The 15,894-nt window shown below is 69.2% G+C and carries 12 protein-coding genes and 1 pseudogene; 3 read left to right on the forward strand and 10 right to left on the reverse strand.

All coding sequences use genetic code 11. The features are described from left to right. Positions 1–40: 40 nt before the first annotated feature. The 7 genes and pseudogenes from ACWGJB_RS16550 to ACWGJB_RS16580 form a co-directional block, all read right to left on the reverse strand. Positions 41–163 carry a hypothetical protein gene (locus tag ACWGJB_RS16550; RefSeq protein ID WP_453380866.1) on the reverse strand — a complete coding sequence of 41 codons (123 nt, stop codon included), beginning with the start codon at positions 161–163 and terminating at the stop codon, positions 41–43. Positions 164–683: 520 nt separating this feature from the next. Beyond that, on the reverse strand, positions 684–1,094 hold the full coding sequence (locus ACWGJB_RS16555) for a PTS-dependent dihydroxyacetone kinase phosphotransferase subunit DhaM (RefSeq protein WP_453380867.1): 411 nt from the start codon (positions 1,092–1,094) through the stop codon (positions 684–686). Then, positions 1,087–1,686 carry a dihydroxyacetone kinase subunit DhaL gene (gene dhaL / locus ACWGJB_RS16560; RefSeq protein ID WP_360492005.1) on the reverse strand — a complete coding sequence of 200 codons (600 nt, stop codon included), beginning with the start codon at positions 1,684–1,686 and terminating at the stop codon, positions 1,087–1,089. Before dhaL ends, ACWGJB_RS16555 begins: the two co-directional genes overlap by 8 nt. Positions 1,687–1,735: 49 nt before the next feature. Beyond that, a complete protein-coding gene (gene dhaK / locus ACWGJB_RS16565) occupies positions 1,736–2,728 on the reverse strand; it encodes a dihydroxyacetone kinase subunit DhaK (protein ID WP_453380868.1) in 993 nt (330 codons plus the stop codon). Between the two features lie 742 nt (positions 2,729–3,470). Beyond that, positions 3,471–4,604, reverse strand: a complete 1,134-nt coding sequence (locus tag ACWGJB_RS16570) for a GH12 family glycosyl hydrolase domain-containing protein (RefSeq protein ID WP_453380869.1) — start codon at positions 4,602–4,604, stop codon at positions 3,471–3,473. Between the two features lie 228 nt (positions 4,605–4,832). After that, on the reverse strand, positions 4,833–5,855 hold the full coding sequence (locus ACWGJB_RS16575; RefSeq protein WP_453380870.1) for a LacI family DNA-binding transcriptional regulator: 1,023 nt from the start codon (positions 5,853–5,855) through the stop codon (positions 4,833–4,835). Between the two features lie 207 nt (positions 5,856–6,062). After that, positions 6,063–6,307 (reverse strand): annotated as a pseudogene (locus ACWGJB_RS16580) (cellulose binding domain-containing protein); the annotation flags it as partial. Positions 6,308–7,111: 804 nt separating this feature from the next. Here ACWGJB_RS16580 and ACWGJB_RS16585 point away from each other — a divergent pair. Then, on the forward strand, positions 7,112–8,887 hold the full coding sequence (locus ACWGJB_RS16585; protein ID WP_453380871.1) for a glycoside hydrolase family 6 protein: 1,776 nt from the start codon (positions 7,112–7,114) through the stop codon (positions 8,885–8,887). A gap of 109 nt (positions 8,888–8,996) precedes the next feature. Here the strand turns inward: ACWGJB_RS16585 and ACWGJB_RS16590 are convergent, their stop codons facing one another. Beyond that, positions 8,997–9,164 (reverse strand): hypothetical protein, encoded by a 168-nt coding sequence (locus ACWGJB_RS16590; RefSeq protein WP_453380872.1) that lies wholly within the window; start codon positions 9,162–9,164, stop codon positions 8,997–8,999. 142 nt (positions 9,165–9,306) lie between these two features. Here ACWGJB_RS16590 and ACWGJB_RS16595 point away from each other — a divergent pair, with 142 nt between their 5' ends. Beyond that, complete coding sequence (locus ACWGJB_RS16595) at positions 9,307–9,960, forward strand: TetR/AcrR family transcriptional regulator (protein WP_453380873.1); 654 nt, start codon at positions 9,307–9,309, stop codon at positions 9,958–9,960. Between the two features lie 169 nt (positions 9,961–10,129). Here ACWGJB_RS16595 and ACWGJB_RS16600 read toward each other — a convergent pair whose 3' ends face one another. Together ACWGJB_RS16600 and ACWGJB_RS16605 are read right to left on the reverse strand one after the other, a co-directional pair. Further along, complete coding sequence (locus ACWGJB_RS16600) at positions 10,130–12,565, reverse strand: SpoIIE family protein phosphatase (protein ID WP_453380874.1); 2,436 nt, start codon at positions 12,563–12,565, stop codon at positions 10,130–10,132. Positions 12,566–12,645: 80 nt separating this feature from the next. After that, the gene (locus ACWGJB_RS16605; RefSeq protein ID WP_453380875.1) at positions 12,646–15,108 is read right to left on the reverse strand and encodes a SpoIIE family protein phosphatase; all 2,463 of its coding nucleotides are present in this window, start codon (positions 15,106–15,108) and stop codon (positions 12,646–12,648) included. A 483-nt stretch (positions 15,109–15,591) separates the two neighbouring features. On the opposite strand from ACWGJB_RS16605, the gene ACWGJB_RS16610 reads away from it, so the two are divergent. Further along, on the forward strand, positions 15,592–15,846 hold the full coding sequence (locus tag ACWGJB_RS16610) for a hypothetical protein (RefSeq protein ID WP_453380876.1): 255 nt from the start codon (positions 15,592–15,594) through the stop codon (positions 15,844–15,846). Positions 15,847–15,894: the final 48 nt, after the last annotated feature.

Consider the following 15,894-nt stretch of genomic DNA (forward strand, 5'->3'; position numbering starts at 1 on the left):
CCTTGTCATGCGGGCCGACGGGCGGCACGAGCCGTACGGATCACGCAGACAACACGGGCTGTGCCGCCCCGACCGGCGGTCGGCGGTTCAGCGGGAAGAGCGGCAGGAGATGCCGGCCGAAGTCCAAGACGATCGTGACGACGAGCCAGGCGGTCAGGAACATGCCCACCGCGGTGGCGTGACCGATCGGGGCCGCCGGCTCCGGCGGGCGGCTGTTGCGTATCGGGGTTTGTTGTCTCCGACACCTTGATCACCCCTTGCTCCAGGAGGAGTCGGTGGGGTCGCCGAAGGCACGCCACCGACCGAATGTTCGGTAGCTTCAAGTAGGTGGGAAGTGCCGGTCAAGGGATCGCGCACGGCGGTGAGTTCCGGTTCCGCGGCAGCCAGGACCGCGGTGGTACGGCGTACGGGACGGACGCGCGGTCCGGGCCGCGCCGACCTGGAGCGACGGTGTGGCGGCGCAACGCGGCAACCCCTCCGACGCTGCCGGACCGGCGCCTGCAAGGGGTTGGCTTTCGGTCCGCTCCGGCGGGCCGGGACCGCCGCGGTACCAGCGCCCGTTCGGCGGATCGGGTCGGCTGCGAGAGAAGGCGCTTCCCGGCGGTGAGGTGAGGCGAGGTGAGGTGCGGAAGTGGGGACCGGCGGCAGCATCGTCATGTGCCGCCGGACACCCCCAGGGGTGGTCAGACCTTGCGGTAGGAGTACGCCTCCACGGCGGCCGCCTCCACGGCGCCGAGGTCCGCGCCGGTGGCCGCCGTCACGACCGCGGCGACCGCGCCCTCGACGAACGGGGCATCCACCAGGCGGGTGCCGTCCGGGAGTTCGTCGCCCTCGGCGAGCAGCGCCTTCACCGTGAGCACAGCGCTGCCCAGGTCGGTGAGGACGGCGACGCCCGCACCCCGGTCCACGGACGCGGCGGCGGCCGCGATCAGCTCTGCGCTGGTGCCGAGCCCACCGCCCTCGGTGCCGCCCGCCGCGGCGACCGGTACCGCCGTACCGCCGCCCGCCAAGCCCTTGGCCAGCTCGGCGACGGAGGCGGCGACCTCCGCGCTGTGCGACACCAGCACGATCCCGACCAGCTTGTCGTCACTCACCGGCTGCCTCCTGAAGTCCCGCGACGAGCAGCGCCGACGAGGTGGCCCCCGGGTCCTGGTGACCGATGCTGCGCTCCCCGAGATAGCTCGCCCGGCCCTTGCGGGCCTGCAGTGGTGTGGTCGCCAGGGCACCCTCCTCGGCGGCGGCCCGCGCGGCGCCGAAGCCGTCGCCGAGCGCGTCCACGGCCGGCACCAGGGCGTCGATCATCGTCTTGTCGCCGGGCGCGGCCCCGCCGAGCGCCATGACCTTGTCCACCCCGGCCCGCAGCGCCTCGGCGAGCTGAGCCTCGCTGACCTCGGCCGCATCGCCGAGCGCCTTGCCGGTACTGCGCAGCAGCGTGCCGTACAGCGGCCCCGACGCGCCGCCGACCGTGGAGATCAGCCGGCGCCCGGCGAGCGTCAGTACGGCACCCGGGGTGTCGGGCGCCTCCTCCGCCAGCGCGGCCACCACCGCCCTGAACCCGCGCTGGAGGTTGCTGCCGTGGTCGGCGTCCCCGATGGGGGAGTCGAGGGCGGTGAGCCGCTCGGCCTCGCGGTCGACGGAGGAGGCGGTCGCCGCCATCCAGCGGCGGAAGAAGTCGGCGTCGAGCACGGGATCTCCTTGCGTTGCGGTACGGGCGCGGGTCGCTGCTTTTCCTCGCTCACATGCCCCAGCGCAGGGCCGGCGTGTTCACCGGGGCGTCCCACAGCCGCAGCAGGTCCTCGTCGACCTGGCAGAGGGTGATCGAGGCGCCGGCCATGTCCAGGGAGGTGACGTAGTTGCCGACCAGCGTGCGGGCGACGGTGACACCACGCTCGGCGAGCACGCGCTGGACCTCGGCGTTGAAGCCGTACAGCTCCAGCAGCGGGGTCGCGCCCATGCCGTTGACCAGGACGAGCACCGGGTTGCGCGGCGACAGGTCCTCCAGGACGGCGCTGACCGAGAAGTCGGCGATCTCGCCCGAGGTCATCATGGCCCGCCGCTCCCGGCCCGGCTCGCCGTGAATCCCGATGCCCAACTCCAGTTCGCCGGGCGGCAGGTCGAAGGTGGGAGTGCCCTTGGCCGGGGTGGTGACGGCGCTCAGGGCGACACCGAAGCTGCGGGAGTTCTCGTTCACCTGGCGCCCGATGGCCTCCACCCGCTCCAGCGGCTGTCCCTCGGCCGCGGCCGCGCCCGCGATCTTCTCCACGAAGAGGGTGGCGCCGGTACCGCGCCGGCCGGCGGTGTAGAGGCTGTCGGTGACGGCGACGTCGTCGTTGACGAGCACCTTCCCGACCTGGATGCCTTCGTCCTCGGCGAGCTCGGCGGCCATGTCGAAGTTGAGCACGTCGCCCGTGTAGTTCTTCACGATGAACAGGACGCCGGCGCCGCTGTCCACGGCCGCGGCTGCCCGGGCCATCTGGTCCGGGACAGGAGAGGTGAACACCTCACCGGGACAGGCCGCCGACAGCATCCCGGGGCCCACGAATCCGCCGTGCAACGGCTCGTGCCCGGAGCCCCCGCCCGACACGAGCCCGACCTGGCCGGCGACGGGAGCGTCCCGCCGTACGATCACCCGGTTCTCCACGTCGACGGTGAGATCGGGATGAGCGGCGGCCAGACCCCGCAGCGCATCCGCCACCACGGTTTCCGGGACGTTGATCAGCATCTTCACGGCTGTCTCCCTCATAGGCTAGCAGTTGGGTCCCTGACCGGCATTTTTCCTGTTCAAGCCAGGTGTGGCAGGTTATTGATCTTGACGGTCCCGGGCGCTGGAAGGCGGGTTCTGGCGGTACTGATGCTGACCCAACGCTGACCTAATTGACGGGTCATCAGTCTTCGCGGGGATGTCTTGGAGTCGGGGGCGGGCGTCCTGTCCACCAGTATCGACCTTGCGGCAGCGAAGGTCATGTGCGCTGCGAGGCCCCGTTTCGTCAGCGCTGGGTGTGCCGCTTTCGCGCCCCCACGGCCTCGTGGGAGTCATGTTTAGGTTGTGTGTATGTGATTTCAGAGAGTGGCCCACCCCATGGATGTCGGGGGAACGCGCCGACAGGTTCTTGGTCTCATGGTGGTACAGCGGCAACGCACCGCTGACCTGCGCACATGGCGGCTATGGGCAGCTCGTCGGAGTCGTTGGCCCGGGAATGGTCCGGATCTTGCTCTGCCCGGGGCGGCCGCCTGGGGGTCGGCGGCGGTCGGGCTCTGCGGCAACTGCAGGTACTCCGGCCAGGCAGTGGCACCGGCGGCCAACACTGCCCTGCAGCTGCTACCGCAGGGCGACGTCCGCTGGCCGTGGCCGCAGGCGGTGGCCAAGCTCTCTGACGGGACGGTCCCAAGCCGGCGCGCCGTTCCCATGCGCCCTTCGGGGCCCGCCGGTCGGTGTGGCGGACAGGCGGGCCCCGAAGGCTGAACGTAAGTCACACGGCTGTGCAGGCATTCCCGTTCAGGCTGAAGCCGGAGGGTCTGACGAAGGTTCCGTCGGCAGTTCCCTGGAACCCGAAGGCCACCTGGCCGCCGGCCGCGATCTGGCCGTTGTGGGCCACGTTGCTCGCCGTGACAGCTCCTGACGACGAGGACAGGTTCGCGTTCCAGGCGTTGGTGATCCGCTGCCCGGAGGGGAGAGCGAACGCGAGCTGCCAGCCGTTGACGGGGGAGGAGCCGGTGTTGGTGATGGTGACGTCTGCGGTGAAGCCGCCCGGCCAGACGTTCGTCGCGTACGCCACCTTGCAGGACGTGGAGCCGCCGGGGTTGCCCGGGCCGCCACCGGAGGCCCCGGTGTTGACGGCGGAGGAGAACGAGGTCACGGCGAGGCCGGCGCCGTTCTGCCAGGGCTCGAATCCCGCCTGAACGCTCGTCAGATACCAGTTGATCTGCGCGAGTCCGCGCGAGACGGCCTGCCGGGCGAAGTCCATGACGTCGAAGGACCAGCTGGTGAGCGCCGACGGTGCGACGAACGACAGCACGTCGTTCGAGCCGTTGTTGCCTGACCACACCTGCCACTCGCGCCCGCCCACGGTGGCGTTACCGACCGGGGAGCCGATGGGCTGGATGGATCCGAACTTGTTGAACCAGATCATGATCTCGGTCCGGTTCACGCCGTCGGTGCGCGGCGTGGGGTCGAGCCAGATGTCGTACGCGGCGTCGTACACCGCATCGTTCACATAGGTGTAGGAGATGCTCGTGGGCGCGGTGGAGACGGTGCTGAGCTGAGCGGGGAGGTTGGTGCCGGGTGAGCAGTTGGTGTAGTGGCAGCCGTTGTAGACGGATGGGTACGACTTCGGAGCTCCGTTCGTGGGGACGGATCCGTCGGCCTGGGAGATCTTGAACCCCGACTCCGTCGCGGTGATGCACTGGGTGGCACTGGTGCCCCAGCGGTTGTTCTGGACCACGTAGCGGCCCTGGATGGTCGTCGTACCGAAGGGTTGGCAGATGGAGGTGTCGGCCTGCGCCACCGTCGCGGTGGTCAGAAGCGCGGTGAGCGAGACGAGCGAGGTGAGCAGCGCGCCGAGCAGGCCACGCACGCTGTGGGCATGGTGCGGTGAAGGACGCATGCGGATCCTCTTCAGAGGGATGGGGGGTAATGGGGAAGTGCTTCCATGACCTTGCGAGTGGGAGCGCTCCCAATCCTGGGTTCGGCAGGACTGTAGGGATGGTTCAGGTTCATGACAAGACTGTCGGCGTGAACCCGTTGAACCGATTTCGGAGCCGCAGGTCGGACAGGGGTGCGAGACGTGGCGCGCCGGCTCCGGTATCGCTCCCCGGACGGGTTCGCCGACGGGTCAGGTCGACTCGCGGACCACCAGTTCCGTACGGAGGATGACGTGACGCCAGGCCACGGCGCCCTCCTCCATCTCCTCCAGGAGCAGTCGGATCATGGCCCGCCCGATCTCCTCGATCGGCTGACGTACCGTGGTCAGCGGTGGTGCGGTCTGCTGGGCCAGCGGAAAGTCGTCGAAGCCGACCACGGAGACATCCTCGGGCACCCGGCGTCCGGCCGCGCGCAGGGCCTCCAGAGCCCCCGCGGCCGTGGTGTCCGACGCGGCGAGGACGCCGTCGATGTCCGGATGCCGTTCGATGAGCTCGGCCATGGCGCGGCGTCCGCTGTCCGTCGTGAAGTCGCTCTCGGCGACAAGGGTCGGCTCGCCCTTCAGGCCCGCGAGTTTCAGGGCCTCTTCGTAGCCGCGCAGCCGGCACTGGGCGGCGTACAGGTCGAGCGGTCCGGTGATGGTGGCTATGACTCTGCGGCCCCGCTGGACAAGGTGGGAGACGGCGCTACGGGCGCCCCCGATGTTGTCCGCGTCGACGTAGCTGACGTACTCCTCCCCGGAGCGGCGCCCCAGCAGCACCGTGGGCAGCCGGGCCTCGGCGAGCATGTCCGGCAGGGGATCGCCGGCGTGCACGGACATCAGCAGGACGCCGTCGACCCGGCCGCCGCGCGCGTACTCGAGGAAGCGCTGCCGCTCGGTGTCCGAGCGGACCAGGGTCAGCAGCAGTTGCATTCCCGTGTCTGTGAGCGCGTTCCCGAGTGAGCTGACGATCTCGGAGAAGAAGGGCTCCGCGAACTGCCGCCAGTCCGGCTCCGTCATGACCAGGGCGACGGCGTCGGCCCGCCGTCCCGCCAGGGAACGGGCGGCGAGATTGGGCACGTAACCCAGTTCCTCGATGGCCCGCTGTACGGCCCGACGCGTCGAATCCTTCACGCCCGCCGCATTGTTGATGACGCGGGAGACCGTGCCCCGCCCCACCCGCGCGTGGGCAGCCACCTCCTCCAGCGTCGGTGTCCCCGGGCGTCGCCTGCCCATGACCACCTCCCCCAAGAGATCACCGATCTTACTGGCTGGAGGGGGGTGAGCACACGAATTCACCAGTGGCATAGTTGCCGGCGATTGCTCTGCTCCCCATGGTTGGGAGCGCTCCCGTTACGGGCGGGGAAGTGTGGGCGTTGTCGTTGGTGGTCATGGTGGATTGGGCTGCCATGGCTCTGGTGATCTGCGTTTGCACGGGGAATGCCGGTCGCCCGTGTAGCCGTAGGTCAGGGTCCAGCCGTCGATTGCGGCGGTGGCGCGGTTGGTGAGGGTGAGGTCGGCGGTGAAGCCGGAACCCCAGTCGTTGGTCTTGCAGTCGACGCTGCACTGCACGGTCGCCGTGTTCGCGGTGGTCGTGCCGGTGGCGAGCATCGACAGGGGCAGGACGACCGCGGCGGCGACGGCGGTCCAACCCGCCGTTCGGCTCTGCGTTTGCGTCCGGGATCCATGTGCTGTTCCTCCTTGCGCCACGCGACTCACGGAGAGGTGCCAAGGACCGAATCCAGTGGGAGCGCTCCCATCGTGGGGATGGAGGCGAGCGCGGTCAAGACGCTGGGGACTTCAAAGTTCGAACTGAGCTGATCCAGCGAAAAGTTTCGCAGGGCCCTATGAAACCTCGCCGGTTGACGCTAACTTCCTCCCCACCAGTGGGAGCGGTTCCATCAGGCGACGCGTCCGTAGCGGCGCGCCAAGCTGTAAGGACTCGCTCATGCGACACCCCCCGCATTCAGTACTTTTAGTCAGCGACGCTCTCTCGAGCACTGCTCTGCCCCGTGCTCTCGGACCGGAGAGCCACGGCCGCGTGCGCCGTGGACACGAACTCCGAGGCAGCTCCGTCGACCGGTGCACGAGCGCCGAGCCGCACCGCACTCACTTTGCGCCACTCCCGCATCACGCCCGCCGGCAAGCCCGGGAACGGCAGCTCGAACCGCAGCGACACCGCCGAGCTCTTGGTCGACCACACCGAGACCCGCGGCATGAAATCCCCGCACGACCCGTACGGGTGCTGCGTCGGCGGTCGGTGCCTTCAGACACCGCCGGGCGACCCTGCGCCTGACCCGGCGACGCCCAGCACAACCGAGGCCTTGAAGAGCCGGCATCACGGCCGCGCCTTCGAGTAGATGCCGGACGTACCGGCGCACCGACCACTGGAACGCCACGTGTGCCCCAGGCGTGGCCCAGACGTCGGCTCGCGCGATCGTCCGTGCGGCCTCTGTCCGTAACTCCCCATCCAGAGAAGGAAACCCGCACTCATGAGTCACACCAGGACATCGCTGCTCGCCGCCCTGGCGCTGGTCGCCGGGACGACCGGGACAGCGCTCGTCGTCGGCCAGGCCGGCGCTGCCACCTCGGCCGTCCCCTGCACCGTCGACTACAAGGTGCAGAGCCAGTGGGACACCGGCTTCACCGCCGCCGTGACCATCACCAACAACGCGGCCTCCAAGTCGAGTTGGTCGGTGAAGTGGTCGTACGCCGGCAACCAGAAGGTCACCAACGCCTGGAACTCGAAGCTCAGCCAGAACGGTGCCGACGTCTCCGCCGCCAACGAGGCCTACAACGGCACGCTCGCGAGCGGCGGTTCGGTCAGCTTCGGCTTCAACGGCTCCTACAGCGGCACCAACAGCGTGCCCGCCACGTTCACGCTCGACGGCGTCACCTGCAACGTCGACAGCGGCGGCGGCACTGGCGGCGGGACCGGTGGTGGCAGCGGCGGCGGTACGGGCGGTGGTACCGGCGGCGGTACGGGCGGTGGCGGTGGCGGTGGCGACACCGGCAGCCGTGCCGACAACCCCTACACGGGCGCCAAGGTGTACGTGAACCCCGAGTGGTCCGCCAAGGCCGCCGCAGAACCGGGCGGCAGCCGCATCGCCGACCAGCCCACCGCCGTCTGGCTGGACCGCATCGCGGCCATCAACGGCGTGGGCGGCGGCATGGGCCTGCGCGCCCACCTCGACGAGGCCTTGAAGCAGAAGGGGTCCGGCGACCTCGTCGTCCAGCTTGTCATCTACGACCTGCCCGGCCGCGACTGCGCCGCCCTCGCCTCCAACGGCGAGCTGGGGCCCAACGACCTCGACAAGTACAAGTCCCAGTACATCGACCCCATCGCGTCGATCCTGTCCGACGCCAAGTACGCGGGCCTGCGGATCGCCACCGTCATCGAGCCCGACTCGCTGCCCAACCTGGTCACCAACGCCGGCGGCACCCCCACGACCACCGACGCCTGCGTGACCATGAAGTCCAACGGCAACTACGAGAAGGGCGTGGGCTACGCCCTGGACAAGCTGGGTGCCATCCCGAACGTCTACAACTACATCGACGCCGCCCACCACGGCTGGCTCGGCTGGGACAGCAACCTCGGTCCCGCGGTGCAGGAGTTCCACAAGGTCGCGACGACGAACGGCGCGAGCGTGAACGACGTGGCCGGCTTCATCGTCAACACCGCGAACTACAGCCCCACCAAGGAGCCGTACCTCAAGGTCACCGACACGGTGAACGGTCAGACCGTACGTCAGTCGAAGTGGGTGGACTGGAACCAGTACGTGGACGAGCAGTCCTTCGCCCAGGCGCTGCGCGACAAGCTCGTCGCGGCCGGATTCGATTCCGGACTCGGCATGCTGATCGACACCTCACGCAACGGTTGGGGCGGCTCCGCCCGGCCCACCGGTCCCGGAGCGCCGACCTCCGTGGACGGCTACGTCGACGGCAGCCGCGTTGACCGGCGGATCCACGCCGGCAACTGGTGCAACCAGAGCGGAGCAGGCATCGGGGAGCGGCCGACCGCGGCTCCTGCCGCCGGTATCGACGCCTACGTATGGGTCAAGCCGCCGGGGGAGTCGGACGGCAACAGCGCGGCCGTCCCCAACGACGAGGGCAAGGGCTTCGACCGGATGTGCGACCCGACCTACGGTGGCAACGCGCGCAACGGCAACAACCCCACGGGTGCGCTGCCGAACTCGCCGCTGGCCGGACACTGGTTCTCCGCCCAGTTCCAGCAGTTGGTCCAGAACGCGTACCCGCCCTTGTCGTGACCTGCTGACGCGGTGTGTCCGCCGGGGTCGGTCCCGCTCGGCAGAGAGAGGGACGGATCCGGCGGCGTCCCGTCATTTGAGGCGGGAGGCCGCCGGGTTCACCGGTCAGTCAGGTGGCGGCGTGGACGCACTGCGGGTCGGTCTGGTCCGGCTTCCACCGCTGCTTCTCGTAGATGAGGAAGGAGAGTGCGGCTGGCAGGGCCGTGACGGCGCCTGCCAGTCGCACGTCGGCCGGGCTGCCCGTCAGGTGCTGCTCGAGCCGGCTCCCGTGGATCACGGTTGGGGCGGAGCTCCGGGAATTGGCGAGAATGGCGCACGTGATGGCCGGCAGAGCAGGCGATTCGCGCTTCTGCCAAAATGGGACGTACCCGTTGGGCCTCTGCGCCGCTACCCTGCCATACAGATCTACCGAGGTTGTCGTGACCAAGCCACTGGCCCGCGCGCCTCAGCGCCGCGATGCACGGTCCAACCGGGCGCGCATCCTGGACACGGCCCGCCAGGAGTTCGGCCGGAACCCGAACATCACTATGGAGGAGCTCGCACGAGCCGCCGGTGTCGTACGGCGCACGCTCTTTGGGCATTTTTCCGGACGGGAAGCCCTGCTGGGTGCGCTCGCCGACGAGGCGTCCGCAGCGCTGCGGACGGCGGCGGAGGACGCAGTGGGGCTGGATGACCCGGCTGAGCGGGCCCTGGCCCGGCTGTTTCTTGGGATGTGGCCCGTCGGAGACAGGTACCGGATGCTCTTGGCGCTGGCTCGCAGGCACGTGGGAACCGAACGTGTAACGGGAATCCTGGATCCGATCCGAGAAGCGGCGACGGACATTTTGGAGAGGGGACAGCGGGAGGGAGTTTTCCATTCCCACCTGCCACCCGTGGTGCTCAGCGCCGGACTGGAAGCGCTGACGGTCGCCTTGCTGGAGAGCGTCAATGACGGGGTTCTGGATGATGAAGTCGTCCCACTCGTCATCGCCACCCTGATCGCTGCCGGGGTGCCGGAGAAGCGTGCGAGTGACGTGGTCGAGGACGTCTCTTTCGTGATCAACGCGAAGCCAGGCTTCGATGACGGCAGCTGATCCCTGTCGCTGCGCCTCCATCGAACCGAGCCGCGCCGCGGCCGCGAGGCAGGGGGCCGCTCCTGCTCGCAGTCTCCGGTCTCGGGTAGCTACCGCATGGCTCACCGGGTCGAGAGACGTCGGAGCTGTGGGGTTTCTCTGCCTCGACCCACTCTGGTGAGCCGTAGCTTCAGGGGGAATCCTGGATGACTTGCTCGGACCAGATCGTCTTGCCGTTCTGGCCATGGCGGCAGCCCCATCGTCCGCCGAGTTGCGAGACGAGGAACAGGCCGCGTCCTCCCTCGTCGGTTGTGCGGGCACGCCGCAGGCGGGGTTGGGTGCTGCTGGAGTCGGTGACCTCGCACACCAGGACGTGGTGGCGAATCAGACGGAGGTCCATCGGCGCACGGCCGTAGCGGATGGCGTTGGTCACCAGTTCGCTGACGATGACTTCGGTGGAAAAGAGGAGGTCGTCCAGGCCCCATATGGTGAGTTGGCGGGATATCCACTCTCGAGCTTTGGAGACAGCGGCCGGATCGGCCGGGATCTCCCAGTGCGCGGTGTCCGCCGCTGGGACGGCGCGGGTGCGGGCCAGCAGCAGGGCCGCGTCGTCGCGCGGGGCCTGGTCCGCCAGGTCGGCGAGGAGAGCCCGGCCGGTTTCGTCCAGGGCACGATCCGGACGGCAGTGCGCGGTGAGGGCCTTGGTCAGGCGTGGCAGGCCTTGGCCGATGTCGCGATCGCCCCGTTCGACCAGGCCGTCGGTGTAGAGGGCGAGCACGCTGCCCGGCTCGACGTCGATCACCGTGGTCTCGTACGGCATGCCGCTGAGGGCGAGTGGGGGCCCCGGGGAGATCCCGACTGCTTCGGCGGTCCCGTCGGGCCGGACCAGGACGGGTGGCGGGTGCCCGGCACTGGCCATGGCGCAGCGCCTGGTGACCGAGTCGTAGACCGCGTACAGGCATGTGCCGCCGACGATGTCGCGGTCGCCGGACGGGGCTTCGGCCGCGAGGCGCTGGACCAGGTCCGCGAGCCGGGTGAGCAGCTCGTCCGGTTCGAGTTCCAGGTCCGCGAGCGTCTGGATGGCGGCGCGCAGGCGGCCCATGGTGGCGCTTGCGGGCATGCCGTGGCCGACCACGTCTCCGGCGACGAGGGCCACCCGGAGAGAGGGCAGAGCAATGCAGTCGTACCAGTCACCGCCGATGTCCGCTCCCCCGCCTGCGGGCAGGTAGACGCCGGCGGTCTCGGCTGCCGGAGTGTCGGTCGTGGCCGGGGGAAGGAGACGCTGCTGCAGCGCTACGGCCGCCCGGTGCTCGCGCGTGTAACGGCGAGCATTGTCGATGGCGAGCGCACCCCGTGAGCCGATCTGCTTCATGAGATCCGCCTCGTCCTGGGTGAAGGGGGCGGATCGGCCGCAGCGCCAGGCCGTTATGGCGCCGAGCGTGTGCCCGCGGGCATGCAGCGGTGCCACCATCACCGAATGGGTGTCCTTCGGGACGAGATACTCGACCAGCTGCGGGTCTCTGACCATGGCGATGAAGTCGTCAAGGCCGAAGACGACCGGCTCGCCGTGCAGGAAGCTGCGCAGTAGGGGGTGGTCGGGAAGGGGCGGGATGGACTCGCCGCGCTTGATGCCGGCCGGCCAGTCTGCGCCGGCCGGCGCAAGGGCCGCGTTGCCCATGTCTCCACCGACCAGCCGCTTCGAGGGTTCGTCCCCGTCGAAAACGGAGTGCGCAAGGTCGACGGCGGCGAGGTCCCCGAACGCAGGTGCGAGGACGTCCGCAAGGTCCTGCGCAGTGCGCACGACATCCAGGGAACCTCCGACGCGCTCGGCCACCTCGCGGGCGAGATCCAGATTCCGGCGGGCGCGCATCTGGTCGGCGTTGTCGAAGTACAGGGCTGCGACCCCGGTGGGGCGTCCTCGTGCGTCTTCCAGACGGAAGGCGGACAGCGACAGCGCGTGCTGCCGCGCCGGATCGTGGCGCCAGCTCACGTGCTGGTTTCTGCGGACCACTGGGGCACCCGTCTCGAGTACCTGGCGCAGTAGTGCCTCGATGCGCTCAGCGTCCTTGGCGCACAGCACGTCGCTCAGCCGAGCGCCGGGCTGTACTGGACGGCCGTCGAGAGTGCCCGGCGTGGCGTTCGTCTGCACAGTGGTGAGTTCCGTGTCGTACACAGCGATCGTGATCCGGTTCTGTGCGGACAGTGCACGCAGGAGCGCCGCGCCGTGCTCGTGGCCGGCGACGTGGTGTGTGGGGGCCGCCAGGACGAGGACCTCCGCCGAGCCGGGGCACCCCATCTTGGTGGTCCGGAAGGTGACATCGATGGTGTCGCCGCACTGATGCCACAGCCGTACCCGGCCGGACGCCGGCATCTCCGCGTCGCGCAGGTCGTCCGGGAGGTCGGCCACCAGTTCCCGCACAGGGCGGCCACAGACCTCCTCGGCGTGGAACCCCGTCAGCTCCTCTGCTGCCCCGGTCCACCGGACCACCGCGCCTCGATGATCGAGTACGGCGGCTGCCGGACCGTCGAAGGCGTGCGACCTGCCGCTGGGACCGGAACCGGAGGCGCCCGTCGGTCCTTGGGTGGCGCCTGCCGAGCAGGCGTTCTTGACATTCTCTTTGTCCATATGTGGCTTCCTTAGCGAGAGCCTGCGGTTCGAGAGATCGGCATGCTGTGGCGGCCGTCGGCCACCCGGTCTGTCGCGCGTCACGCCGCAAGGGCTTTGGAGGGCAGGTCTTGTTCGGCCCAGACGACCTTGCCGTCCGTCGCGGAGCGGGAGCCCCACCTGCGGGACAAGTGAGCGATGAGGGAAAGACCGCGGCCGTTCTCGTCGATGGTGTGGGGATGACGGGGGCGTGGGTGGCTGGGGTTGCTGTCGGAGACTTCGCAAGTCAAGACCTGGTGCTGGATGAGCCGTAGGCGGATCGGCCCGCCGCCGTAGCGGACGGCGTTGGTGACCAGTTCACTGACGATCAGCTGCTCGGTGGCCACCAGATGATCAAGCCCCCACTCGCTGAGCTGACGGGCGGCTGCCTGCCGGGCGATGCGGACGGCGGCCGGGTCGTTCGGCAGTTCCCAGGAGGCGACCTGGGCCGCTTCGAGTCCGCGAGTCCGCGCAAGGAGCAAGGTGACATCGTCGGCCGGGGCCTGAGTCGGCAAGGTCTCGATCACGTGAGAGCACAGGTCCTCCAGGGACGGACCGGACCCTGCCAGGGCGGCGCCCAGGCGATCCAGGCCCACGTCGATGTCGTCGTCGCGGGACTCGACCAGGCCGTCGGTGTAGAGCGCGAGCAGCGTTCCCTCGGGCAGTTCCAGTTCCACGGACTCGAAGGGGATCAGACCGAGGCCGAGGCCGAGGGGGGCCCCGGCGGGCATGTCGGGGAAAGTGATGTGGCCCTGCGGGTCGATGACCGCGGGCGGGGGATGCCCGGCCCGCGACATCGTGCACCGCCGGGTGACCGGGTCGTAGACGGCATACAGACAGGTGGCGCCCACCGCCGCGGGGGCCTGGTCCGGAGCGTCGGCATCTTCCTCGCTCAGCCGCCTGACCGTGTCATCGAGGTGCGTCAGCAGTTCGTGGGGAGGCAGTTCCATGTCCGCGAGCGTGCGGACGGCGGTGCGCAGTCGGCCCATCGTCGCCGCGGCGTTGATGCCGTGTCCGACCACATCTCCGACCACGAGGGCCACCCGGGCACCGGACAGCTTGATCACGTCGAACCAGTCACCCCCCACACCGTGGTCCAGGTCGGCCGGCACATAGCGCGAGGCCACATCGAGGGCGGCGCCGCCGCCCACATGGTGGGGGAGCAGGTCGCGTTGGAGCGTCAGGGCCGCGGTGCGTTGACGGGCGTACTGGAGAGCGTTGTCGAGGCTGAGCGCGGCCCGGGTGACGAGTTCCTCGGCGAGGAGGAGGTCGTCCTCCTGGAACGGCGTCGATTCCTCGGAGCGGCCGAACACGGCCAGTCCCAGCACACAGCGCCGCGCCCGGATGGGTACGACCATCAGAGAGTGGACGCCGGTGTCACGAAGCTTCTGCGTCCGCACAGGGTCGTGACTGACCCAGGGGCCTGAACAGGTGTCCAGCACCGATTCCAGGTAAGACCTGCCCGTGCGCAGGGCGGTGGCGAACAGCGACGTCGGGAAGGGGCGGATCACCTCTTCGCGCACCCATGGCAACTTGAGGATGCTCGGGTCGACGGAGGCCACACCGGCACGGCGCAGCACAGGTGGGCGGCCGTTGGCGTTGCCGGTCCCCGCCGAGGGATCCACGCCGAACGGAACCGACTCCATCAGGTCGACGACCGCGTGGTCGGCCAGCAGGGGCACGGCGAGGTCGGCCAGTTCCTGCCCGGTCCGCATGACCTCGAGGGTGCTGCCGATGCGCGTGCTGGCTTCGCTGAGGATGGCAAGGCGCTCGCGCGCCCGCCGGTTGCCGGTGACGTCCACGCTCATGGAGCACACTGCCAGCGCCGTGCCGTCGGCGTCCTGGAGGCAGAAGAACGAGGCCGAGAACGCGTGCTCCCGGCGCCGGTCCGTCGACGACCACGCCCGGTACTCGTGGACCATGGTGGTGCCGCTCTCCAGCACCTGCCGCATCACCACCTCGAGCGCCTCGGCCTCGACGGCGGGCAGTGAGTCCCGCAGGCGGCGTCCGAACCGTCGCTCGCGAGGAGTGCCGTCGTGGCGCTCCATGGCGTCGTTGACCCAGGTACAGCGCAGCTGCGGGTCATAGACGGCGATGCCGATCGGTGCGTGGGCCAGGAGCGACTCGCGCACAGCTCCGTTGGATGCCCCCGAGGACAGGGTGCCTATGTCTGTCACGGACACCAGCCACCGGGTGTCGGCGTCCTGCCCCCACAGCAGCGAGATCCGCAGCGTCATTCTGATGGCGTGGAGGTCGCGGTGGCGGACCGTCACGGTGCCGGACCAGCCACCCTGGGCACGGCACTGCTCGGCGAACACCGAAGCACTCGGGGCTTTCTCGGCGGGCGGCAGCACGTGTGCGGCGGACCGGCCCACCACTTCCCTGGCCGAGTACCCGACAAGCTGCTCGGCGGCGTGTGTCCACCCCACCACGGTCCCTTCCGCATCGAGCATCGCTATAGCCGCATCGGGTGTCTCTCGGGGACTCACCGGTTCGGTGAGTGGCGTGTGGTTGGTGTTCGTCATCCGGTTCTTTCCATCGGTGTGGGTGCGAGAAAGCGTCGGCGTGTGCAGCGTCGGGCCGATCCGTGGCCGTGGTGGAACGGCGGCGGCTGGGGGGTGAGGATCGCCCCGGGAGGACCTGCCGCGCTGAGCGGGCGACATAGCGCGGACCTCGCCGACGGTTCAGCGATCTATCGGCACGATGTCCGCCGACCTTGGACGACTTTGTCCACTTCTGATGGAATAGTCAGATACGACGGCTTTATCGTCAAGCCCCCGAAACTGATCAAGCGCACCGATGTGACCGCGAGGTGAGCTGCCGATCTTGCTGATGGGGCAGGTCGTACGGGCCATTCTTGCCACCTCGACATTTCCGTACGACGTATGGTAAACCTGAAAGGGCAGTTCCGTACGCCGTATGGAAAAGTTTGCCCGACCATGCCAGGTGTCGCATATCGCCTGATGTTGCCGCCTGGTGCAGATCGCACCCATCGGGAAGGGAAGATCATGAAGAAGCTCACGAGGCGCGTTGCCGTCGCCGCTTCCTCCGTGGCGGTCGCGAGTGCCGCTGTTCTTGGTGCCGGGGGTACGGCTTCGGCCGCGACTTCTGCATCCGCGCACGCCCAGCGTCCGGCCGTCAGTGTCAACGTCGGCGACTACCGCTGGGACCACGGTGTCGGCTACCTGCTCGAACTGGGTTACTCCTGGGACGAGATCCATGGCTGGCACTACGACGGCCCCGACGAGATCAGCAGTCGCTGAACACCGCCCAGGCGGGAGTGGAAATCGATGGAGCCTTTGAAGACCGTC

The sequence above is a fragment of the Streptomyces sp. NPDC054813 genome, assembly GCF_053611365.1.

Coding starts and splice junctions, on each gene's coding strand:
- ACWGJB_RS16550 (WP_453380866.1), bottom strand. CDS start 163: ATGTTCCTGACCGCCTGGCTCGTCGTCACGATCGTCTTGGACTTCGGC.
- ACWGJB_RS16570 (WP_453380869.1), bottom strand. CDS start 4,604: ATGCGTCCTTCACCGCACCATGCCCACAGCGTGCGTGGCCTGCTCGGC.
- ACWGJB_RS16575 (WP_453380870.1), bottom strand. CDS start 5,855: ATGGGCAGGCGACGCCCGGGGACACCGACGCTGGAGGAGGTGGCTGCC.
- ACWGJB_RS16585 (WP_453380871.1), top strand. CDS start 7,112: ATGAGTCACACCAGGACATCGCTGCTCGCCGCCCTGGCGCTGGTCGCC.
- ACWGJB_RS16600 (WP_453380874.1), bottom strand. CDS start 12,565: ATGGACAAAGAGAATGTCAAGAACGCCTGCTCGGCAGGCGCCACCCAA.
- ACWGJB_RS16605 (WP_453380875.1), bottom strand. CDS start 15,108: ATGACGAACACCAACCACACGCCACTCACCGAACCGGTGAGTCCCCGA.
- ACWGJB_RS16610 (WP_453380876.1), top strand. CDS start 15,592: ATGAAGAAGCTCACGAGGCGCGTTGCCGTCGCCGCTTCCTCCGTGGCG.